General features: G+C 64.2%; 21 protein-coding genes and 1 riboswitch. Of the genes, 7 read left to right on the top strand and 14 right to left on the bottom strand.

The annotated features are described in order from the left end of the window. A partial coding sequence (locus tag DTW89_RS14660; RefSeq protein WP_114656480.1) for a DUF2917 domain-containing protein occupies nt 1-179 on the bottom strand: 179 nt, incomplete at its 3' end. Between the two features lie 122 nt (nt 180-301). Between DTW89_RS14660 and DTW89_RS14655 the strand changes: the two genes are divergently transcribed. Continuing rightward, complete coding sequence (locus DTW89_RS14655) at nt 302-1,297, top strand: LysR substrate-binding domain-containing protein (protein WP_114656477.1); 996 nt, start codon at nt 302-304, stop codon at nt 1,295-1,297. Between the two features lie 96 nt (nt 1,298-1,393). Here DTW89_RS14655 and tyrS read toward each other — a convergent pair whose 3' ends face one another. After that, nucleotides 1,394-2,626 carry a tyrosine--tRNA ligase gene (gene tyrS, locus DTW89_RS14650; RefSeq protein WP_114656476.1) on the bottom strand — a complete coding sequence of 411 codons (1,233 nt, stop codon included), beginning with the start codon at nt 2,624-2,626 and terminating at the stop codon, nt 1,394-1,396. A 202-nt stretch (nt 2,627-2,828) separates the two neighbouring features. Here tyrS and DTW89_RS14645 point away from each other — a divergent pair, with 202 nt between their 5' ends. Both DTW89_RS14645 and DTW89_RS14640 read left to right on the top strand, forming a co-directional pair. Continuing rightward, complete coding sequence (locus DTW89_RS14645; RefSeq protein WP_114656475.1) at nt 2,829-4,187, top strand: M23 family metallopeptidase; 1,359 nt, start codon at nt 2,829-2,831, stop codon at nt 4,185-4,187. A 48-nt stretch (nt 4,188-4,235) separates the two neighbouring features. Further along, complete coding sequence (locus tag DTW89_RS14640; protein WP_114656474.1) at nt 4,236-5,345, top strand: anhydro-N-acetylmuramic acid kinase; 1,110 nt, start codon at nt 4,236-4,238, stop codon at nt 5,343-5,345. 21 nt (nt 5,346-5,366) lie between these two features. Here the strand turns inward: DTW89_RS14640 and erpA are convergent, their stop codons facing one another. The 4 genes from erpA to DTW89_RS14620 all read right to left on the bottom strand — a co-directional run bounded on the left by erpA (nt 5,367) and on the right by DTW89_RS14620 (nt 8,963). Next, complete coding sequence (erpA, locus tag DTW89_RS14635; RefSeq protein WP_024814065.1) at nt 5,367-5,732, bottom strand: iron-sulfur cluster insertion protein ErpA; 366 nt, start codon at nt 5,730-5,732, stop codon at nt 5,367-5,369. A 251-nt stretch (nt 5,733-5,983) separates the two neighbouring features. Beyond that, entirely contained in the window at nt 5,984-6,376 is a 393-nt protein-coding gene (rpsI, locus tag DTW89_RS14630; protein ID WP_111864712.1) for a 30S ribosomal protein S9, read from the bottom strand. An 11-nt stretch (nt 6,377-6,387) separates the two neighbouring features. Further along, on the bottom strand, nt 6,388-6,819 hold the full coding sequence (rplM, locus tag DTW89_RS14625; protein ID WP_024814063.1) for a 50S ribosomal protein L13: 432 nt from the start codon (nt 6,817-6,819) through the stop codon (nt 6,388-6,390). A 179-nt stretch (nt 6,820-6,998) separates the two neighbouring features. Then, nucleotides 6,999-8,963, bottom strand: coding sequence for a serine/threonine protein kinase (locus DTW89_RS14620; RefSeq protein WP_114656479.1), 1,965 nt, complete (start codon nt 8,961-8,963; stop codon nt 6,999-7,001). A gap of 395 nt (nt 8,964-9,358) precedes the next feature. On the opposite strand from DTW89_RS14620, the gene DTW89_RS14615 reads away from it, so the two are divergent. Continuing rightward, nucleotides 9,359-10,246, top strand: a complete 888-nt coding sequence (locus DTW89_RS14615) for a 23S rRNA (adenine(2030)-N(6))-methyltransferase RlmJ (protein ID WP_114656473.1) — start codon at nt 9,359-9,361, stop codon at nt 10,244-10,246. Nucleotides 10,247-10,327: 81 nt separating this feature from the next. On the opposite strand, the gene DTW89_RS14610 is transcribed toward DTW89_RS14615, so the two are convergent. From DTW89_RS14610 to ahcY, 4 genes are all read right to left on the bottom strand, one after another. Further along, on the bottom strand, nt 10,328-10,993 hold the full coding sequence (locus DTW89_RS14610; protein ID WP_236637158.1) for a septal ring lytic transglycosylase RlpA family protein: 666 nt from the start codon (nt 10,991-10,993) through the stop codon (nt 10,328-10,330). 118 nt (nt 10,994-11,111) lie between these two features. Further along, nucleotides 11,112-11,963, bottom strand: a complete 852-nt coding sequence (gene metF / locus DTW89_RS14605) for a methylenetetrahydrofolate reductase [NAD(P)H] (protein ID WP_114656472.1) — start codon at nt 11,961-11,963, stop codon at nt 11,112-11,114. After that, on the bottom strand, nt 11,960-12,958 hold the full coding sequence (locus DTW89_RS14600; RefSeq protein ID WP_114656471.1) for a TlyA family RNA methyltransferase: 999 nt from the start codon (nt 12,956-12,958) through the stop codon (nt 11,960-11,962). Before DTW89_RS14600 ends, metF begins: the two co-directional genes overlap by 4 nt. 278 nt (nt 12,959-13,236) lie before the next feature. Then, nucleotides 13,237-14,673, bottom strand: coding sequence for an adenosylhomocysteinase (gene ahcY / locus DTW89_RS14595; RefSeq protein ID WP_114656470.1), 1,437 nt, complete (start codon nt 14,671-14,673; stop codon nt 13,237-13,239). Between the two features lie 69 nt (nt 14,674-14,742). Beyond that, nucleotides 14,743-14,821, bottom strand: a riboswitch (S-adenosyl-L-homocysteine riboswitch). Between the two features lie 159 nt (nt 14,822-14,980). Here ahcY and DTW89_RS14590 point away from each other — a divergent pair. Genes DTW89_RS14590 through DTW89_RS14580 form a run of 3 tightly spaced genes read left to right on the top strand, consistent with a single transcriptional unit; the run spans nt 14,981 to nt 17,802 of the window. Continuing rightward, complete coding sequence (locus tag DTW89_RS14590) at nt 14,981-16,609, top strand: peptide chain release factor 3 (RefSeq protein WP_024814056.1); 1,629 nt, start codon at nt 14,981-14,983, stop codon at nt 16,607-16,609. An 11-nt stretch (nt 16,610-16,620) separates the two neighbouring features. Then, a complete protein-coding gene (locus tag DTW89_RS14585; RefSeq protein ID WP_114656469.1) occupies nt 16,621-17,463 on the top strand; it encodes an HAD-IIB family hydrolase in 843 nt (280 codons plus the stop codon). A gap of 57 nt (nt 17,464-17,520) precedes the next feature. After that, nucleotides 17,521-17,802 carry a hypothetical protein gene (locus DTW89_RS14580; RefSeq protein ID WP_024814054.1) on the top strand — a complete coding sequence of 94 codons (282 nt, stop codon included), beginning with the start codon at nt 17,521-17,523 and terminating at the stop codon, nt 17,800-17,802. A gap of 79 nt (nt 17,803-17,881) precedes the next feature. On the opposite strand, the gene DTW89_RS14575 is transcribed toward DTW89_RS14580, so the two are convergent. From DTW89_RS14575 to DTW89_RS14560, 4 genes are all read right to left on the bottom strand, one after another. Beyond that, entirely contained in the window at nt 17,882-18,847 is a 966-nt protein-coding gene (locus tag DTW89_RS14575; protein ID WP_114656468.1) for a Bug family tripartite tricarboxylate transporter substrate binding protein, read from the bottom strand. A gap of 111 nt (nt 18,848-18,958) precedes the next feature. Further along, nucleotides 18,959-19,876, bottom strand: a complete 918-nt coding sequence (gene ppk2, locus DTW89_RS14570) for a polyphosphate kinase 2 (protein WP_024814052.1) — start codon at nt 19,874-19,876, stop codon at nt 18,959-18,961. Between the two features lie 120 nt (nt 19,877-19,996). After that, nucleotides 19,997-20,266: a cytochrome C oxidase subunit IV family protein gene (locus tag DTW89_RS14565; RefSeq protein ID WP_024814051.1), complete on the bottom strand. Its 270-nt coding sequence runs from the start codon at nt 20,264-20,266 to the stop codon at nt 19,997-19,999. A gap of 11 nt (nt 20,267-20,277) precedes the next feature. Beyond that, the coding region (locus DTW89_RS14560; protein ID WP_201741013.1) for a cytochrome c oxidase subunit 3 at nt 20,278-20,561 on the bottom strand (284 nt) is incomplete at its 5' end.

The raw sequence follows: 20,561 nt of genomic DNA, 5'->3' as shown, positions 1-20,561 counted from the left end.
CCCCAACACCCACGCAGGGTGAGCCAGGCGCGCCCCCGGGCCACCCGCAGTACACCGGGGGTTTGCAGGCGCAGCGACAGCGCACGGCCTGGGGCCAGTTGCCAGCAACCGGCCGCGCTGCGGCCCACCCTGTTAGTCCGAGCGGATTGTTGCAATTCCAGACATGAAAGGGATGACATGGCGGCCTCCTTGGCACGAAAAATAGGCTTTAAAGACAACGCATGGTGCGCCGACCACTGCCCACAGTCCAATGAAACCGCGGTACGCTATTCATTCCACCAACGCATGAATCATCGTTCCCATGGCCACTGCCGAATACGCCCCCGCCGTGCTGCGCACCCGCCCCGTGGCCACCGGCCACTGGCGCGCCTTTCTGGCCGTGGCACGGCACCTGAACTTCCGCGCCGCAGCCGATGAGCTGGCGCTCACGCAGTCGGCCGTGAGCCGCCAGATCCAGGCGCTGGAAGAAGAAGTGGGTGTGGCACTGTTCCTGCGCCATACGCGGGCCGTGGAGCTGACCAGCGCCGGTGCGCAGCTGCAGCGGGCCGTGGCCCCGGCACTTGAGCGCATGGACGCCGCCGTGCGCCAGGTGCGCCAGACGGCGGGGCGCCGCAGCGTGGCCATCACCACCTGGGCCAGCTTTGCATCCATGTGGCTGATTCCGCGCATGGAAGAGTTCCAGCGCGACAACCCGGGCATTGACATCCGCATTGATGCCAGCGACGTGCCGGTGGACCTGGAAACCTCGGATGTGGACCTGGCCCTGCGCTACACCCTGCCAGGCCCGGGCACCCAGGGCGGGCTGCGCCTGTTTGGCGAGCAACTGGCGGTGGTGGCGAGCCCCTGGCTCCTCAAAAGCGGCAAGCCCCTGCGCACCCCGGCCGATGTAGCCCAGTTCACCCTGATCGAGGCGGGCGACGCGCACCGCAGCCAGCACCTGGAGTGGCTCAGCTGGCGCCGCTGGTTTGAAGCGTGCCACCTGACCCGGCTGCAGCCCGAGCGCTGGCTGTATTTCAACTACGCCCACCAGATCGTGCAGGCCGCCCTGGCCGGCCAAGGCCTGGCGCTGGCACGCATGCCGCTGATTGCCGACGCACTGGCCGCTGGAGACCTTGTGGAGGTGCTGCCTGGCCACCGCATCGACTCCCCGCTGGCCTATTGGCTGATGGTGGGGCCGCGCAGCGCACAACGGCCGGAAATCAAGGCGTTCTGTGCCTGGCTGCAGGTACAGGCCGAGGCCACCCGCCAGGCCATTGGCGATGTGCCCGATCCGGATCTGAATGACAACCTGGATTGAGCAGGGGCCGGCGCGTCCGACTCACCTCAATTGCTTTTATTTTGATAGCTACCAGCGCCTTATCCATAAGCGCTAGCAGCCAATTTAATCAAAAAATCAGGCCAGGTTCACGCGTGCAAACTTGCGCTTGCCCACCTGCACCACATAAGTGCCCGCGTCGAGTTTGAGGCCCCTGTCGCTGACCACGCCACCATCCACACGCACGCCGCCGCCGTCGATCAGGCGGTTGGCCTCGCTGGTAGACGGCGCCAGGTTGGCCTGCTTGAGCAAGGCACCAATGCCCAGCGGCGCACCCGTCAGGGCCACCTCGGGAATCTCGTCGGGCACGCCGCCCTTGCTGCGGTTGATGAAATCCTGCTCGGCCGCCTCGGCCGCAGCCGCGCTGTGAAAACGCGCGGTGATTTCCTTGGCCAGCGCCACCTTGGCATCCTTGGGGTTGCGGCCACCCGCGATCTCGGCCCTGAGCGCGGCGATCTCGGCCAGGCTCTTGAACGACAGCAGCGTGTACCAGTCCCACATCAGTGTGTCACTGATGGAGAGCACCTTGGCAAACATGGTGTTGGCGTCTTCGGTGATGCCGATGTAGTTGTTCTTCGACTTGGACATCTTGTCGATGCCGTCCAGGCCGACCAGCAGCGGCATGGTGAGCACGCACTGCGGCTCCTGGCCATATTCCTGCTGCAAATGGCGGCCCATGAGCAAATTGAACTTCTGGTCGGTGCCACCGAGTTCCAGATCGCTTTTCAGGGCCACCGAGTCGTACCCCTGCATCAGCGGGTAGAGAAACTCGTGCACCGCAATCGGATTGCCCGCCTTGAAACGGTCGTGAAAATCGTTGCGCTCCATCATGCGCGCCACCGTGAACCTGGCGGCCAGCTGGATCATGCCCGTGGCGCCCAGCGGCTCGCTCCACTCGCTGTTGTAACGAATCTCGGTGCGCGCCGGGTCCAGCACCATGCTGGCCTGGCGGTAGTAGGTCTCGGCGTTGAACTTGATCTGCTCAGGCGTGAGCGGCGGGCGCGTGCTGTTACGCCCCGACGGGTCGCCGATCAGGCTGGTGAAGTCACCAATCAGGAAAATCACCTGGTGGCCCAGATCTTGCAATTGGCGCATCTTGTTCAGCACCACCGTGTGGCCGATGTGAATGTCTGGAGCCGTGGGGTCCAGCCCCAGCTTGATGCGCAGGGGTTGGCCGGTGGCTTCGGAGCGTGCCAGTTTCTTGATCCACTCGTCCTGCGGCAGCAACTCTTCCACGCCGCGCAACGAGATTTCGAGGGCCCGGCCTACACCATCGGATACCGGGTTTTTTGTAACAGAAGATTGATTCATAAGGGTTTTATGGGATGTCCAGACAGCATGCGCCGCTATACTTCAGCCCACACTTGCAGAGGCGGATTCTAGTGGTCTCGCCGTTTCGACACCTTGGTAACCCTGTCGAATGCCTGCAGCCTGACAGCTTGTACCCCCGGTTTTACCCCGCGTTGCAGCGGGACACATCACCGGGCGTACCTTCACCCTTGGGGACAGACCTTTGATCAACGGCTTCACCACCGCCAGCCTGGCTTTGCTAGACCAGCTGACTCACAGTGTCCAGAAACACCCCAAACGTATCACTGCCGCCGTGGCGGCCCTGCTGCTGACTGGCGGCGGCGGCGCCTTTGCCGTGGCATCGTTGGCACCCGATGCTTCGGACCTGCCGGTACGCCAGATCAGCTACGCCGTGGAATCACTGGCGGAAAGCCCGGCGCTGGCCGCCCTGGAAGCGCCCGGTTTCTCGCTGTACCGCTCCGAGCAGACCCGCAGCAGCGACACCGCGGAATCGTTGCTGCAGCGCATGGGCGTGGCCGACCCTGCCGCCGCTGCCTTTCTGCGCAGCGATGCATCGGTTCGCCAGAACCTGCTGGGCCGTGCGGGCCGCTCGGTCTCGGCCGAAACCACTGACGACCACCGTCTGCTGCGCCTGACGGCCCGCTGGGCCCCGGACGACAGCGGCACTTTCCGCCGCCTGGTGGTGGAGCGCACTGGCGAAAAGTTTTCCTCGCGCATCGAAACCGCCCCCCTCACCACCGGCAGCCGCTTGGCGGGCGGGGTGATCAGCAGCTCGCTGTTTGCCGCCACCGACGCGTCCAGCATTCCCGATTCAGTGGCCGTGCAGATTGCAGAGCTGTTCTCGGGCAGCATCGACTTCCACCGCTCCCTGCGCAAGTCCGACCGTTTTTCGGTGGTCTATGAAACCTTGGAAGCCGACGGAGAACCCCTGCGCAGCGGCCGCGTGCTGAGCGCAGAATTCCACAACAACGGCAAGACCCATCAGGCAATGTGGTTCCAGGACCCCGGCACCAGCAAGGGAACCTACTACACCCTCGACGGCGAAAGCATGCGCCGCGCCTACCTCACATCGCCGGTGGAGTTCTCGCGCGTGAGCAGCAGCTTCAAGATGCGCTTTCACCCCATCCTGCAAAAATGGCGCGCCCATCTGGGCACCGACTATGCCGCCCCCACCGGAACCACCGTGCGCACGGTGGGTGACGGCGTCGTCGAATTTGCCGGGGTGCAGAACGGCTTTGGCAATGTGATCTTCGTGAAGCACCGCAACCAGCACCAGACCGTGTACGCCCACCTGAGCCGCATGGATGTGAAAAAAGGCCAAACCGTCGAACAGGGCCAGACCATCGGTGCCGTGGGCGCCACGGGCTGGGCCACGGGCCCACACCTGCATTTCGAGTTCCGCGTGAACGGGGAGCACCAGGACCCCCAGACCATCGCCCAGCAAAGCGAAGCCGCCGCCCCGGTGTCGGCTGCCGCGCGGCCCGCCTTCGATCGCCTGGCCGCCAACATGCGCGTGCAACTGTCGGCTGCCGCGCTGGTGCTGCAGGCCAGCGCAGAATAAGCCGCTGCCGCACCTGGCACGCAGCGCTGGTGCGATAGGCCATCGGACATGCGCGGCTTGTACATTGGCCTCATGTCGGGCACATCGCTCGACGGAGTGGATGGTGTTCTGGCCGATTTTTCACACGAAAAAATGGCCATCATTGGCCATGCATCAGCGCCTTTAGCTGCTGATTTACGAGCAGAAATGCTCGCACTCAACACCCCCGGACCCAATGAACTGCACCGCGCAGCCCTCGCGGGCAATGCGCTGGCCCGGTCTTATGCCGAAGTCGTGCGTACCTTGCTCCAATGCAGCGGTGTTTCTGCCAGCGCCGTGCAGGCCATTGGCGCCCATGGTCAAACCGTGCGCCATCGGCCCCAGGAGTTCGACGGCACGGGTTACACCCTGCAACTGAACAACCCGTCCTTGCTGGCCGAGCACACCGCCATTGCCGTGGTGGCCGACTTTCGCAGCCGCGATGTGGCCGCCGGCGGCCAGGGCGCACCGCTGGTGCCCGCTTTCCACCAAGGGGTGTTTGGCCGTGCGGGTGAGACGGTGCTGGTGCTCAATATTGGCGGCATCTCCAACCTCAGCGTGCTGGGAGCCGACGGCAGCGTGCAGGGCTTTGACTGTGGCCCCGGCAATGCGCTCATGGACCACTGGTGCCAGTTGCATACCGGCCAGGCGTATGACTGCGGCGGCGCCTGGGCCGCCCAGGGCCAGGTCCTTCCCGACCTGCTTGCCACACTGATGCAAGAGCCTTTTTTGCACCAGCCGCCACCCAAAAGCACCGGACGCGACCTTTTCAACCCGGCGTGGCTGGCAGCGGCGCTGGCCGGGTTTCCCATGGCACGGCCCGTTGACGTGCAGGCAACATTAACCGAATTGACCGCTAGCGCTTGTGCAGAAAGCGCTAGCAGCTATGAAAAATATAGCAAAATACTGGCGGTGTGCGGTGGTGGCGCCTTGAACACGCACCTGATGCAGCGCCTTCAGGCGCTGTTGCCAGGTGTCTCGGTGGTGCCGACCGATGATCTGGGCCTGCCGGCAATGCAAGTGGAGGCTGCTGCCTTTGCCTGGCTGGCGCGCCAGACGCTGCTGGGCCAAACCGGCAACCTCCAAAGCGTCACGGGCGCAAAAGGCGCCCGTGTTCTAGGGGCCGTCTACCCGGCCTGAGGTATCTGCCCGCCCGAGTGGTCAGGCCGAGAAGCTGGAACCGCAGCCGCAAGTGCTGGCAGCGTTGGGGTTCTTGATCACAAATTGGGCGCCCTGCAGGTCTTCCTTGTAGTCAATTTCGGCGCCCAGCAGGTACTGGTAGCTCATGGCGTCGATCAACAGGGAGACACCGTTCTTGGTCATGGTGGTGTCGTCTTCGTTCGTGATTTCGTCGAAGGTGAAGCCATACTGGAAACCCGAGCATCCGCCACCCTGGACAAACACGCGCAGCTTCAGATCGGGGTTGCCTTCTTCGGCGATCAGGTCTGCCACCTTGGCCGCAGCACTGTCGGTGAACAGAATGGGGGTGGGCATTTCGGTCTGGATGTTTTCTGCAACTGCACTCATGGGGTACTCCAATTCAGGATTTCCCGTGAATGCTACTGCAATCCAGTCGGGAATTCAGGCGACCGGCTTTTGACGCCAGTTTCAGTGGGGGCATTGCACCCAACAGCTCGCTGTGCGGCTTGCACACGCACACGCGCCAGCCGGGCGCACCAACAAAAAACCGCCCGTAGGCGGTTGTTTTGGCTGCCCACCACCGCAAGGATGATGGGCATGAAGCGCGGCCAAAGACAGCGCTTGCGCAGTGGCGAAACTTAACGCTTCGAGAACTGCTTGGCGCGGCGTGCAGAGTGCAGACCGACCTTTTTACGTTCCACTTCACGAGCGTCACGCGTCACGAAGCCGGCTTGGCTCAGGACGGACTTGAGCGTCGCGTCGTAGTCGATCAGGGCGCGGGTGATGCCGTGGCGGGCTGCACCTGCCTGGCCGGATTCACCACCACCGTGCACGTTGATCATCACGTCGAAGGTTTCGGCGTGGTTGGTCAGCATGAGCGGTTGCTTGGCAATCATGATCGAGGTTTCGCGGCCGAAGTAGGACTGGATGTCCTTGCCGTTCACCGTGATCTTGCCGGAGCCTTTTTTCAGAAACACGCGGGCGACGCTGGACTTGCGACGGCCGGTGCCATTGTTCCATTCACCAATCATCTCAAGGCTCCTTAGATTTCCAGCACTTTGGGCTGCTGGGCGGTGTGGGGATGCTCAGCACCACCGTACACCTTGAGTTTCTTGATCATCGCGTAGCCAAGGGGGCCCTTGGGCAGCATGCCCTTGACGGCCTTTTCCAGCGCGCGGCCGGGGTGCTTGGCTTGCATGTCGCGGAAGTTGGTGGCCGTGATACCGCCGGGATAACCCGAGTGGCGGTAATACACCTTGTCCAGGGACTTGGTGCCGGTGACCTTGATCTGGGCGGCGTTAATGATGACGATGAAGTCACCGGTATCGACGTGAGGCGTGTAAATGGCCTTGTGTTTGCCGCGCAAACGGAGAGCAACTTCGCTGGCTACTCGTCCGAGGACCTTGTCGGTCGCGTCAATCACAAACCACTCGTGCACGACCTCAGCGGGCTTGGCGCTGAAAGTAGTAGTCATGAGTTTCTCTTATGAAGAGGGTTTGGCGGGTCCTTTTCCACGGTCGGTGCTTCTCTTTCGGAAGCCTCTTAGGTGGGATAGAGTCTTCGCCGCGGGACCACATAAGCGCTGCGAAGCCTGCCATTATACGAAGCTGCGCGCTTTTTAGGCAAGGGCGCTCGCCAGAACGCTGCGCAGTGTCAGTTTTGCATCTGCCGACGCTGCTCGTCGGCCTCCTGCCGCCGGCGGACGTCCACGCAGACCGGGTGCCCCGTGAGGCCGGGTTTTTTGCATTCATTGAAGATACACAGCGGGCGGGCCAGAAAGCTGGCGTCAGCGCACGCCTCCTCGGGCCCCACACGCACGAGTGCCACCACGGGCTTGGGTGCCAAGGCCGGTGGGGGTGGCGGCACGGGCACATCCTGCACCACCACTGGCACGGGAGCCGAGGGCTCGGGCGTGTTGCGACGCTGGGCCAGGGCACGCGCGGTGGGGCGGGCCACGGGCGCTTCGGCGGTGGCCGCGCCGCCCAAGGCACCAGCCCCTGCAACCGCCTCCCTTTCGGCGCCGCCCGCCACGGAAGCATCACCCAAGGGATTTGCCGACACAACCTGCTCCGACGCGGCAGTCCCGGCTGCGGCGGCGACCGGCACGACCTCTGGCACCTTGAGCTCCGTGATGATGTCGTCTGCGGGCCGCTGCGTAGACCGGCCCTGTGCCCACCACAGGGCCGCTGCCCCGACGATCAAGGCCAATGCAACACCCGTCAGCCACACCGGCGATGGCCGCCGCCGTGCCGTTGCACCTGCGACAGCGCGCTCTGGCCCATGTTCTCTGTTCGCTCCGTTGCCCAAGGCCGGGCGCGTGCGCTTGGGCCCAGATTGCCCGGCTCGCGAGGCTTGTGCCGCCGGGGCATGGTCCGCTGCGTGGGCATCCTCGAAAACCGAGTCGCCAACATCGATGAACACCGTGTCGGCCATGTCAGCCGCCACCGTGTCCGGCCCCTCGGCAGCACCGTTGTGCTGCGTATCCGGCGCGATCGCGCCAGTCGCAGGCAGTTCGGGCCTGCCAGAGCGGTAGGTCAGGTCCTCCAGATCAGCCTTCTGCCTGGTAGCGGACTTCACGTCCACCGTAGGGGCAGGCACGCCGAGGCCCGGATGGTCCGCAGGCTCAACCCAGATATCTCCCAGATCAGCCCGAAAGTCAAAATGCCCCACCCCCTCGGGTGGCGAAGTCATTTCCATGGTCTGCAGGAACGCATCAATGCTCTGGGGGCGGTCTTCAGGGCGCAGGGCCAGGGCCTGGGCGATGGCGGCCACAAACGGCGCCGAATACTCCACCCCGAACTGGCGCTTGACCGTCTTGGCCACGCGCGAAAACGACACCATGCGGTCCCGGATGGAGCGCAAGGTGGCAGGCAGCGGCGTGTCGTTGCACAGACAGCCGTGCACCACGGCGGCCAGCGAATACAGATCGCTCCAGGGCCCCTGGCGCAATTCATCGTCGCTTTCAGCGTATTGCTCGATGGGGGCGTAGTTCACCTTGAGCACGGCCGTGTGCTTGTGCCCCTGGTCGTTGATGGCATGGCGCGCGGCACCCAGGTCCAGCAGCACCGGTGGCCCGTTGTCCTGCAGGAAGATGTTGTCCGGAGAGATGTCGCGGTGCAGCGTGTTGCCATCGTGCAGCACGCGCAGCGCACCCAGCACCGACCACAGCATCTTGCGCAGCCATGCCTCGGGCGGGGGCGTGCGCATCTGCGCGCGCGCCTGCTTGAACGTCATGCCGGTGTACAGCGGCATCACCATGTAAGCGGTGTTGTTAGCCTCCCAGAAGCGGAACACCTTCACCAGGGACGGGTGGTCAAACTGCGCCAGCAGGCGCGCCTCGCCCATGAACGACGTCAACCCGGCCTGGAACGTCTGCTGGTCGGGCGACGACCGCACCCAAAGCGATTGCCCCTGCGCGCGGCCTGCAAGCGCCGAGGGCATGTATTCCTTGATGGCCACGGCACGGTGCAGCGAGTGGTCGAATGCCTTGTAGACCATGCCAAAACCACCCACGCCCAGCAATTGCAGGATTTCAAACTCGGCCAGGCGGGTGCCCGGTGGCAGCGCGTCCACATGGTTGACGCGGCTGGCAGAAGTTTGACTGGGGCTTTCGATCATCATGGGCAGGGTAAAGAGCAGGCTCGCGTCCGGGGCAGCAACGGGATGGGGGAGGAGACTGCACCTGTGCCGTCACGGCTGCCATCATGAAGCATGCACCAGCGCGACCTGAAACAAAAGGCATCCTGTCTGCGAAAAACATCACCCGCAGCCCGAACAGCGGCCCATTGTGCCGCGACTCAGCCGCGGCGCCCCCGCCCCGCTGGCTACGGCAACCGCTGCGCCACCCATGATATTTTACATAAAAACAGGCTCTAGCCCTTTACAGCAAAGCGCTAACAGCTATGTTTTATATAGCGTTGCAATCAAGCATCGCTGGCCCGCGCTGCCCGGCCACTTTGCGCCACGCCGCAGCGCACTACGGCAACCAGGGGCCGAGTCGTTACCATTGCGCCATGTTCAGTTATCGCCACGCCTTCCATGCGGGCAACCACGCCGATGTGCTCAAGCACACGGTGCTGATTGCCACTTTGCAACACCTCACCGACAAAGACGCGGCCCTCACGGTGCTCGACACCCATGCGGGCGCGGGCCTGTACCGGCTCGATGGCGACTATGCCAGCACCAGCGGTGAGGCGGGTGGCGGCATCTTGCGCATCACTGCAGCGGGCGTTGCAGCCCTCACGCCTGCGCTGCAGGCCTATGTGGACATGGTGAAAGCCTTCAACCAGGGTGCCACCACCAAGGTGTACCCGGGCTCGCCCTTCATCATCCAGCGGCTGCTGCGCGACCACGACAAGCTCAAGCTGTTCGAACTGCACCCCACCGATCTGCGCGCGCTGGCCGGCAACGTGGCACAACTGGAGGCCGGCCGCCAAGTGGCCGTGCTGCACGAAGACGGATTTGAAGGCATCAAGAAATTTTTGCCGCCACCGGCCCGCCGCGCTTTGGTGCTGTGCGATCCCAGCTATGAAATGAAGAGCGACTATGCCAAGGTGCTGGACATGGCAGCCGAATCGCTCAAGCGCTTCGCTACCGGCACCTATGCCGTCTGGTACCCCATCATTCCGCGCCCGGAGGCGCACGACCTGCCACGCCGACTCAAAACGTTGGCGACCAAGGCGGGCAAGAGCTGGCTCCACGCCACGCTGACCGTGAAATCCAGCAAGCTCACCGAGAACGCAGAAGGCGAACGCAAGCGCCCAGGCCTGCCTGCCAGCGGCATGTTTTTGATCAATCCGCCCTTCACCCTGAAGGCCGCCTTGAAGACCGCCCTGCCCCAGATGGTGGAATTGCTGGCGCAAGACAAGCACGCGACCCACACGCTCGAATCGGGCGGCTAAGCGCCACGACCGCCGCTGCCCACGGTGCGACGGGGCGGCGAACCGACAGGGCCTGAAAGCGGCTCCTGCCAGGTCAGCGCCCTACGGCGCCGACACCGACAGCGACCGCGGGCAATCGCCCTCGCCTTCCTCCAGCAGCCACAGTTCCACGGGCTTGATACCCAGCCCCTGCATGCCCAGTTCCTGGGCCGCGGCCTGGCTCAAATCAATCACGCGGTTCCCGGTAAACGGGCCACGGTCATTGATGCGCACCACCACAGCGCGGCCTGTAAGTTGGCTGCGCACACACACCCGGGTGCCAAACGGCAGCGTGCGGTGTGCAGCCGTGAGGGCCCGGCGGTTGAAGATTTCGCCACTGGCCGTGCGTCGGCCATGAAAGCGCGGGCCGTACCAGGAGGCCAGGCCCTGCTGGTCGCTCTCGGGCACGGGCTCGGCCAGGGGCTCTGGCAACTCTGCGCTGTCGGCCCCGCGCCCGCCTGCACCGTTGCGAACCGGTTCAGGCGGCTGTCTGGCCGTGGACGGTGGCTCGAGTGGCTGGCCAGACGACGGCGCGCAAAACCGGGAGCTTGGCACACCACGCTGTTGCGCCAGCTCGCAGGCGTTGCGGGGCTCGATGGACATCTCGGCAGCCGCTTCGGGCGCCGCCGTTTCCGCCACCGGCATGGGTGCGCAGGCCACCAGAGCGCAGGCAAGCGCCCCCAAACCCGTCAGGGTGCGCCAGCGCCGCATCCGGTCAGACATCTGCATCGATCACCTCTTTGCGAAAAAACGAACGTACCCACCGGGAGGTGACAGTTCCATCCACCTTCTCCAGCGACAATGCAAACCGGCCCAAGCCCCAAGACGCGCCAGGCCACGCGCCCCATTACAAACCGAGGCGCCGGCAGATTTCCAGCGTGGTTGCACTTTGATTCATGGTGTAGAAGTGCAGGCTGGGCACACCGCGCTGGCGCAGTTGCTCGCACAGCGAGGTCACCACATCCAGGCCAAAGGCCTTGATCGACGCGGTGTCGTCGCCAAAACCCTGCAGGCGCAGCCGGATCCAGCGCGGCACTTCGGCGCCGCAGCTGTCGGCAAAGCGCAACAGGCCGCTGGCGTTGATGATGGGCATGATGCCCGGCACCACCGGCACGTCGGCGCCCAGCTTGTGCGCCTCGTCCACGAAGCGGAAATAGGCGTCGGTGCTGAAGAAGAACTGCGTGATCGCCGAATTGGCACCGGCCTTGACCTTGGCCGCATAGGCCTGCAGATCGGCCTCGGGCGAGCGCGCCTGCGGGTGCATCTCCGGGTAGGCGGCCACCTCTAGGTGGAAGCGGTCCCCGGTTTCGGCGCGGATGAAGGCCACCAGATCGGCGGCATAGCGGAATTCGCCCATGCTGCCGTAGCCGCTGGGCAGATCGCCACGCAGCGCCACCAGTCGGCGCACCCCAATGGACTGGAACAGCGCCAGCTTCTCGCGCACCGAATCGCGCGACGCACCCACGCAGGTGAAATGCGATGCGCCCTGCTGGCCTTCGTCCAGGATGGACTGCACGGCCTGCAGGGTGCCGTCCTGCGTGGAGCCCCCTGCGCCATAGGTCACCGAACAAAACTGGGGCTGCAGGGCATAGAGCTGCTGGCGCACAGTGCGCAGCTTCTCGATGCCCTCGGGCGTCTTGGGCGGGAAAAACTCGAAACTGACCGGCAGGGCGGCCGGTGCGGTGTTGGCCGCGTTCATGCAGACCTCCTCGCAAAAACAAAAAACTCGCGGTTGCCATCGCCACCGCTGATGGGGCTGTCCAGCCAGGCCTGCACCTCCAGACCCAGCTCAGCGCAGCAATCGCGGATGCGTTGCTCCACCACCGCGTACAACGACACATCGCGCACGATGCCGCCCTTACCCACCTGGCCGGGCTGCAACTCGAACTGGGGCTTGACCAGCATCAGCAGGTGGCCGCCCGGCGCCAGCAGCGGCACCAGCGCGGGCAACACCAGCGTGAGCGAGATGAACGACAGGTCGCCCGTCACCACATCAAACACCGGCGTGATGTCCACATTGGCGCACTCGGCGCGGCGGCGGCGCTCAATCGGCAGCGTGCCCTGCTCGCGGGCCTTGGCGCGGGCCGCGCGCTCGGACTTGAAGGTCTCGATGTCCTTGTCCTTGGCATCGTTGCTGTCGTCGTATTCCTCGTCCACCTGCCCGCCATTGCGCATCCAGCTGTAGGGCGCCTCGGGCTGGGTCTCGTTGTCCTCTTCGGCCTCGATGACTTCGGACAGCGCCAGATCGCAGGCTTGCTGCAAGGCCGGCGCCGTCAGCGAACGCGCATTCACACCCTCCACACAAACCACGCGCAGATCGCTGCGCAGCCGGTCGTGCAGCTGGCCGTGACCCACATCCACGCCGATCACCTGCGCCGCGCCGTGCTGCAGCAGGCAGTCGGTGAACCCGCCCGTGCTCTGCCCCACATCAAGGCAGCGCAGCCCCGTCACCGCCAGGCCGGTGGCCCGCAGCGCCCCTTCGAGCTTGAGCCCTCCGCGCGAGATGTATTTGGCCTCGGCATCGTCGAGCAGCCGCACCTCGGCCACGGACGGTATGTCGTCACCATTCTTGGCAACCTTCTGCCACGGGGCCAGCGGCGACAGGCGCCACTCCACGCCCGCAGCAATCAGCCGCTGCGCCTGCGAGCGCGTGGTCGCATGGCCAAAATCCACCAGAAAAACATCTGCACGCATGCGCCCATCCTTTTTGAATCAAAAGAGCCTCTAGCGCCCGTGTATAAAGCGCAGATAGCTATTATTTCAGGAGCAAAGCAACCGCTCCTGCATTGCGCATGAAACGGCCATGCCCCAAAAGCCAGCGCCACCGCGAAGCCGGTTTTGCCGGGCAGCTGGTGGCGCCGCCCCCGGGGCTGAGGCCCGAGGCTCCAGGCCCACCTGCGCAGGCCTGCACAAAACCGAAGAGGCCGCGCCCGTGGCGCGTGCCACCGAGGCGCGCAGCGCCTCAGGGAGAATCAATACCGGTAGGTATCGGGCTTGTAAGGGCCTTGCTTGGGCACGCCAATGTAGGCCGCCTGCTCGTCGCTCAGCTCGGTCAGCATGGCGCCCACCTTCTTCAGGTGCAGGCGCGCCACCTTCTCGTCCAGGTGCTTGGGCAGCACATAGACCTTGCCGTTTTCGTAGTAGTCGCTGTGGGTGAACAGCTCGATCTGGGCAATGGTCTGGTTGGCAAAACTGGACGACATCACAAAGCTCGGGTGGCCCGTGCCGCAGCCCAGGTTCACCAGGCGGCCCTTGGCCAGCAGAATGATGCGCTTGCCATCGGCAAAGATCACATGGTCCACCTGGGGCTTGATCTCTTCCCACTGGCATTGCTCTTCGAGCTTGGCGACCTGAATTTCGTTGTCGAAGTGACCAATGTTGCAGACGATGGCCTGGTCCTTCATGGCCTGCATGTGCTCGAACGTGATCACGTCGCGGTTGCCGGTGGTGGTCACAAAGATGTCGGCCTTGTCAGCGGCGTATTCCATGGTCACAACCTTGTAGCCCTCCATCGCTGCCTGCAGGGCGTTGATGGGGTCGATCTCGGTCACCCACACCTGGGCGCTCAGGGCGCGCAGGGCCTGGGCACTGCCCTTGCCCACGTCACCATAGCCCGCCACCACGGCCACCTTGCCGGCAATCATCACGTCGGTGGCGCGCTTGATGCCGTCCACCAGCGACTCGCGGCAGCCGTACAGGTTGTCGAACTTGCTCTTGGTCACCGAGTCGTTCACGTTGATGGCGCGGAACATCAGGCTGCCCTTGGCGGACATCTCCTTGAGGCGGTGCACGCCGGTGGTGGTTTCTTCGGTCACACCGATGATCTGGGCGCTCTTGCGGCTGTACCAGGTCGGGTCCACGGCCAGCTTGGCCTTGATGGAGGCGAACAGGCAGGTTTCTTCTTCGCTGGTGGGATTGGCGATGAGCGAGGCGTCCTTTTCGGCGCGCTTGCCCAAGTGCATCAGCAGTGTGGCATCGCCGCCGTCGTCCAGAATCAGGTTGGGGCCTTCGCCTTCGCTGCCGGCGGGGCCAAAGTCGAAAATGCGGTGCGTGTAATCCCAGTATTCGGCCAGGGTTTCGCCCTTGATCGCGAACACCGGCGCGCCGGCGGCGGCAATGGCGGCGGCGGCGTGGTCCTGCGTGGAGAAGATGTTGCACGATGCCCAACGCACTTCGGCACCCAGGGCCTGCAACGTTTCGATCAGCACAGCGGTCTGGATGGTCATGTGCAGCGAGCCGGTAATGCGGGCGCCTTTCAGCGCCTGTTTGGCAGCGAACTCCTCGCGGATGGCCATCAGGCCGGGCATTTCGGTTTCGGCGATACGAATTTCTTTGCGGCCCCATTCGGCCAGGCCGATGTCGGCAATGATGCAGTCGGTGTTGACGGGGGCGTTGACGCGTGCGTTCATGGTGTGCTCCAAAGCATGTTTGAAAAGCCACTTGACGCGGGGAGACAAAAAAAAGCTCACCACACGATAAGTGGATGAGCGTCGTTGCTGGATGACTCCGAGCCTCACGCCCCGCCAGTAGCTGGGGGCGCTGCAACGCTCCTCGGATGCCCGCGATTATAAAAGCAGTTGCGCCCGCCCCGCCTGCGCCACGCGCCGGCCCGGTAAAATCGCGGGTTCGGCCGCCCTGCGCACCCGCTGTACAGAAGCTGGCCCGCCGTTTGCCCCTGCAGGGTCTTTGCACCCTGCCCACCTTCTGGAACCCCCCGTGTCCTACGCCTCTGAAACCCGGCGCCGCCGTACCTTTGCCATCATTTCCCACCCCGACGCGGGCAAGACCACGCTGACCGAGAAGCTGCTGCTGTTCTCGGGCGCGATCCAGATCGCTGGCGCCGTCAAGGGCCGCAAGGCCAGCCGCCACGCCACGTCCGACTGGATGGAGATTGAAAAGCAGCGCGGCATCTCGGTGGCCTCCAGCGTGATGCAGATGCTCTACCGCGACCACGTCATCAACCTGCTCGACACGCCCGGCCACAAGGATTTCAGCGAAGACACCTACCGCGTGCTCACCGCCGTGGATTCGGCCCTGATGGTGATCGACGCGGCCAACGGCGTGGAAGCGCAGACGCGCCGCCTGATCGAAGTGTGCCGCCAGCGCGACACGCCCATCATCACCTTCGTCAACAAGATGGACCGCGAGGTGCGCGACCCGCTGGACATCCTGGACGAAGTGGAGCGCGAACTGGGCATGCCCTGCTGCCCCATCACCTGGCCCGTGGGCCAGGGCAAGAGCTTTGGCGGCATCATCAATCTGCGCACGCAGACCATGACGGTGTTCACCCCCGGCAGCGATCGCGGCCCGAAAGACTTTGAAGTGGTGCCGCTGGCCGAAGCCGACCGGCTGCGCGCGCGCTTTGGCCAGTCGTTTGACGATGCGCTGGAGAGCATGGAACTGGCGGTGGGTGCCTCGGCGGCATGGAACCACGCAGACTTCCTGGCCGGCAAGCTCACACCCGTGTTCTTCGGCTCGGGGGTGAACAACTTCGGTGTCATGGAAGTGCTCGATGCCGTGGTGGACATGTCGCCGCCCCCCGGCCCGCGCACCAGCACCTTGCAGGTCAACAAGCAGGCCGTGGTCAAAACCATTCAGCCCGAAGACGAGGGCTTTGCCGGCGTGGTGTTCAAGGTGCAGGCCAATATGGACGCCAACCACCGCGACCGCATCGCCTTTGTGCGCGTGGCCTCGGGCAGATACACCCCGGGCATGAAGCTCAAGGTGCAGCGCACTGGCAAAGAGCTGCGCCCCACCAGCGTGGTCACCTTCATGAGCCAGCGCCGCGAGGCGGTAGAAGAAGCCTACGCGGGCGACATCATCGGTTTCACCACGCACGGCGGCGTGCAGCTGGGCGACACCATCACCGACGGCGCCAACCTGCAGTTCACCGGCCTGCCCTTCTTCGCGCCCGAGCTGTTCATGACCGTCATTTTGAAGAACCCGCTGCGCACCAAGCAGCTGCAGCAGGGCCTGGCGCAGCTGGGCGAGGAAGGCGCGATTCAGGTTTTCCGGCCCGACGTGGGTGGCCCCATGCTGCTGGGCGCCGTGGGCCAGCTGCAGTTTGAAGTGGTGCAGCACCGCCTGAAGGCCGAATACGACGCCGACGTGCGCCTGGAAGGCTGCCAGTACACGGGCGCCCGCTGGATCACCGCCGACACCCCTGCCGACCTGCGCGCCTTCACCGACGCCTACCCCATGCGCCTGTCGCACGATGCCGCCAACGCGCTCGCCTACCTGTGCACCAGCCCGTATGACGTGCGGCTGGCGCAGGAGCGATTTCCGAAGATTCATTTCCATCCGCTGCGCGAGCATGCGGGGTTGGCGCTGGACAGCAACCACTGACGGCGGCGGCCATGACTGCATTTTTGCGTCCCCTGACCGAGTGGCCGGCACCCGTGCCTGGCCAGCTGCTGGGCATCCTCACCGACATCGACGACACCCTGACCACCGACGGCGCAATCACCCCCGATGCGCTGCAGGCTTTGGGTGCGCTCAAGGCGAGCGGCCTGCATGTGATTCCCATCACCGGCCGGCCTGTGGGCTGGAGCGAGCCGTTTGCAGCGACCTGGCCCGTGGATGCCATCGTGGCGGAAAACGGGGCGGTGGCGCTGCAGCGCAGCGCAGACGTTTTTGATCAAAACAGCCCCTTGCCTAATCACAGCAAGCGTGAGCAGCTATCAAAAATATACCAACAGGACGCCGCCACACGCGCAGCCAACTACGCGAACATGCAGCAGGTTCTGGCGCAGATTGAGCGTGAGGTGCCCGGTGCGCGCCGCGCCACGGATTCGCCGGGCCGTGAAACAGACATCGCCATCGACCACAGCGAATTCACCCATCTGCCACAGGACGCCATTGACCACGCCGTGCGCATCATGCGCGACGCGGGCATGAACGCCACGGTGAGCAGCATCCACATCAACGGCTGGTTTGGGGCGCACAACAAGCTCGAAGGTGCCCGCTGGATCGTGCGCGAATTGTTCGGGCGCGACCTGGACGCCGAGATCGACCGCTGGGTGTATGTGGGCGACTCCACCAACGACCAGGTCATGTTCGAACATTTCCCGCACAGCGTGGGCGTGGCCAACATTGCGCGCTTTGTGCCGCAACTCACGCACCGGCCGCGTTTTGTAACGCAGGGCGAGCGTGGTGCGGGGTTTGCGGAGGTCGCGCGCGCGGTGCTGGCGACACGTTGATGCCATCCGGCATGGCCGGCGGTACCCCGGCACACCCAAGCTGCGCTAGAGTTAGGTATGGACTTGATCAACACACTCCGACACTGGCAGGCCATCGACCGGACAAGAGCGCGCCTGCCCAGTGAGAACCTAATGGTGGCGGGCCTTGGGCTGGCCCTGATCGCCGTATCCCTGCGCTCAGAGCGTCGCGGCACGGCCGCGCTACAGGCCGCTGCGGGCGGGGCACTGCTTGTACGGGCCGCACGAGGCAGCCGCTACCTGACCCGCGACCCCGACCCGCGCCTCAGCGGGGCGTGGGACGCCCACTTGGCGGACGCCCGCGAACTGGGCCTGGACTGATGGGGCGACTTCAGCCTTGAAGCCTTTGAGAGCCGTATCGCTTCACAGATAAGCAATACAGGCTACTCAAAATAAAGCATCACGGCGCCTTCGCCAGCCCCAGCTTCTCTACCAGCGCTTTCTCGCGTGCGAAAGTCTCTTGGGCAAACTTCTGGTAGGCCGCTGTGCTCATGTACATGGGCACCATGTCGTAGCGCGCCAGGGCTGTTTTGTAGCTGTCTTGCTCCATGGCCTGCTTGAAGGCGTCGTGCAGGCGCTTGACCACGGGCGCTGGTGTGCCCTTGGGCGCGCCAATGCCAAACGGCGAGTTCTGCACGATGTCCAGGCCCAGTTCCTTGAGCGTGGGCGCATCGGGGAACTTGGCCAAGCGCTCGGCGCCCCAGGTGTTGAGCACGCGCAGCTTGCCGGCCTCAACCTGCGGCGCAAAGCCCGTGGAGTCGGCAGCGGCCATCAGCTGGCCGCCCAGGGTGGCCTGCATGAGGTCGGCACTGCCCTTGTACGGCACGTGCAGCAGCTCGATGCCAAGCTTTTGCGCGATCAGCTCGGTCGTCAGGTGCGGACTGGTCATGGTTCCGGTGGAGCCATAGCTCAGCTTGCCCGGATTGGCCTTGGCCCAGGCAACAAAGTGCGTCCAGGTCTTGAGCGGCGAATCGGCTGGCACCACGATGCCGAAGGCATAGCCCGTGACGTTGAGCACGTAGCTGATGTCCTTGACCGGATCCCAGTTGATCTTGGTGGTGTAGGGCAGGCGGAACACGCCCAGCGGAATCTGCGCCAGCGTGTAGCCGTCGGGCTGGGCTGTCTGCAGCGCCTGCGCGGGCAGCGTGCCACCGGCGCCGGGCTTGTTCTCGACGATCACGGGCTGGCCGAGGATCTTGCTGGCGTTGTCGGCCAGCACGCGCATGGAGATATCGGTGGGACCGCCTGCGGGGAAGGCAATCACGAGCTTGACCGGCTTGGCGGGAAAGCTCTGGGCGCTGGCGGTACCCAGAGAGACGGCGGTGAGTGCGGCTGCGCCCCACTGAATGATGTGTCGACGTTGCATGTGGCGATCCTGAAGGGACTAAAGGTTCCATTGAACCGCAAATGACGCACTGCAACACTCAGGAAAGCACCTAGCAGCTGTCGCCAAGGCGGCAGCCGCCGCGGGCGGCGCTTAGTACCGCTGGGGAACGTACATTTCAGGGGGCACCGGCTGGCGCAGGTATTCGGGGTTGCGCACCCGCTCCGGCAGCTCCACCGGGGGATGCGGCACCTCGTGGTACGGGAATTGATCGAGCAGGTGCGCAATGCAGTTCAGGCGCGCCTTTTTCTTGTCCACCGCCTGCACCACCCACCAGGGCGCCTCGGGGATGTGGGTGCGCTCGAGCATGGTCTCCTTGGCCTTGGTGTAGGCCTCCCAGCGCACGCGGCTTTCCAGGTCCATGGGGCTCAATTTCCACTGTTTCAACGGGTCGTGAATGCGGCCCAGAAAGCGCAGGTGCTGCTCGTCATCGGTGATGGAAAACCAGTATTTGACGAGCGTGATGCCCGAGCGCACCAGCATCTTCTCGAACTCGGGCACGGTGCGAAAGAACTCTTCGTACTCGTCATCGGTGCAAAAGCCCATCACGCGCTCGACGCCCGCGCGGTTGTACCAGCTGCGATCAAACAGCACCATCTCGCCCGCAGCGGGCAGGTGCGCGGCGTAGCGCTGAAAGTACCACTGCGTGCGCTCGCGGTCATTGGGTGCAGGCAGCGCGGCCACACGCACCACGCGCGGGTTCAGGCGCTGGGTGATGCGTTTGATGACGCCGCCTTTGCCGGCGGCATCGCGCCCCTCAAACAAGATCACCACCTTCTTGCGCGTGTGCTGCACCCAGTCCTGGAGCTTGACCAGCTCACCCTGCAAGCGAAAAAGCTCTTTGAAATAGGCCTGCCGCTCCGCGCGGTCGGTGACGTGGCGGCCCTCCAGCTCGTCGAGGCTGCGGTCTTCCAGCTCCAGCTCGATTTCTTCGTCGTAGCTGTCCACCAGATCGCTCGCAATGCGCCGCATCAGGTCGTCATGGTTGGTCAGTGCACTGGGCAGCGTCATGGAATAAGGACTCCTGAAAAGAACAGGCCATGCTGCCCATGCCCCATGTCATGTGCATGACATCCATAAGGCATCCTGGGCAGCACACAGGATGCCGGTCCACGGTGTCAGAGAAATCACCTACCGCAGGCTAACCCAGTAAGCCAGCAAGATCAACGCCAGCACCAGCGCCAGCCAGCCCACCACCAGCCAGCGCCACAGGGCTGGCGCATGCCGCAACTCCAGAAAGTCCAGACACACCAGCACCCCTTTCACGAACGCCAGCGCAAACATGGCCAGCACCGGCCCCATGGAGCCATGGCCGGACAGGCCCGCCTCGCCAATCCAGTACGTTGCAGCCGTGATGGCCAGCAATATGAGCCAGACACGGGTGTGTGAAATAGCAGGCATCTCTTCGCTCCTCAACGCATCACGTAAACCAGCGGGAACAGCACGATCCACAGCAGATCGACCATGTGCCAGAACGCCGCGCCCGTCTCCAACGCGTGGCAATCATGGCTGCCATAGCACCCGCGCCGCGTTTTTACCCACAGATATCCAAGCGCCAGCATGCCCACCACCACATGCAGGAAGTGAAAACCGGTGAGGAAAAGGTAAAACATGTAGAAAGTGTTTGTCGAAAGGTCCACCCCGGACGCCATTTTCTGGGCGTATTCGCCCAGCTTGACCCCCACAAACCCCCCGC

The sequence above is a fragment of the Acidovorax sp. BoFeN1 genome (assembly GCF_003345135.1).
Taxonomy (GTDB): domain Bacteria; phylum Pseudomonadota; class Gammaproteobacteria; order Burkholderiales; family Burkholderiaceae_C; genus Acidovorax; species Acidovorax defluvii.
This window is presented reverse-complemented; position numbering and strand designations above follow the sequence as displayed.

What these genes read in the sequence shown, in the direction of transcription:
- DTW89_RS14655 (WP_114656477.1), top strand. Translation starts at nt 302, where the DNA reads ATGGCCACTGCCGAATACGCCCCCGCCGTGCTGCGCACCCGCCCCGTG.
- tyrS (WP_114656476.1), bottom strand. Translation starts at nt 2,626, where the DNA reads ATGAATCAATCTTCTGTTACAAAAAACCCGGTATCCGATGGTGTAGGC.
- DTW89_RS14640 (WP_114656474.1), top strand. Translation starts at nt 4,236, where the DNA reads ATGCGCGGCTTGTACATTGGCCTCATGTCGGGCACATCGCTCGACGGA.
- erpA (WP_024814065.1), bottom strand. Translation starts at nt 5,732, where the DNA reads ATGAGTGCAGTTGCAGAAAACATCCAGACCGAAATGCCCACCCCCATT.
- rpsI (WP_111864712.1), bottom strand. Translation starts at nt 6,376, where the DNA reads ATGATTGGTGAATGGAACAATGGCACCGGCCGTCGCAAGTCCAGCGTC.
- rplM (WP_024814063.1), bottom strand. Translation starts at nt 6,819, where the DNA reads ATGACTACTACTTTCAGCGCCAAGCCCGCTGAGGTCGTGCACGAGTGG.
- DTW89_RS14620 (WP_114656479.1), bottom strand. Translation starts at nt 8,963, where the DNA reads ATGATCGAAAGCCCCAGTCAAACTTCTGCCAGCCGCGTCAACCATGTG.
- DTW89_RS14615 (WP_114656473.1), top strand. Translation starts at nt 9,359, where the DNA reads ATGTTCAGTTATCGCCACGCCTTCCATGCGGGCAACCACGCCGATGTG.
- DTW89_RS14610 (WP_236637158.1), bottom strand. Translation starts at nt 10,993, where the DNA reads ATGCAGATGTCTGACCGGATGCGGCGCTGGCGCACCCTGACGGGTTTG.
- metF (WP_114656472.1), bottom strand. Translation starts at nt 11,963, where the DNA reads ATGAACGCGGCCAACACCGCACCGGCCGCCCTGCCGGTCAGTTTCGAG.
- DTW89_RS14600 (WP_114656471.1), bottom strand. Translation starts at nt 12,958, where the DNA reads ATGCGTGCAGATGTTTTTCTGGTGGATTTTGGCCATGCGACCACGCGC.
- ahcY (WP_114656470.1), bottom strand. Translation starts at nt 14,673, where the DNA reads ATGAACGCACGCGTCAACGCCCCCGTCAACACCGACTGCATCATTGCC.
- DTW89_RS14585 (WP_114656469.1), top strand. Translation starts at nt 16,621, where the DNA reads ATGACTGCATTTTTGCGTCCCCTGACCGAGTGGCCGGCACCCGTGCCT.
- DTW89_RS14580 (WP_024814054.1), top strand. Translation starts at nt 17,521, where the DNA reads ATGGACTTGATCAACACACTCCGACACTGGCAGGCCATCGACCGGACA.
- DTW89_RS14575 (WP_114656468.1), bottom strand. Translation starts at nt 18,847, where the DNA reads ATGCAACGTCGACACATCATTCAGTGGGGCGCAGCCGCACTCACCGCC.
- ppk2 (WP_024814052.1), bottom strand. Translation starts at nt 19,876, where the DNA reads ATGACGCTGCCCAGTGCACTGACCAACCATGACGACCTGATGCGGCGC.
- DTW89_RS14565 (WP_024814051.1), bottom strand. Translation starts at nt 20,266, where the DNA reads ATGCCTGCTATTTCACACACCCGTGTCTGGCTCATATTGCTGGCCATC.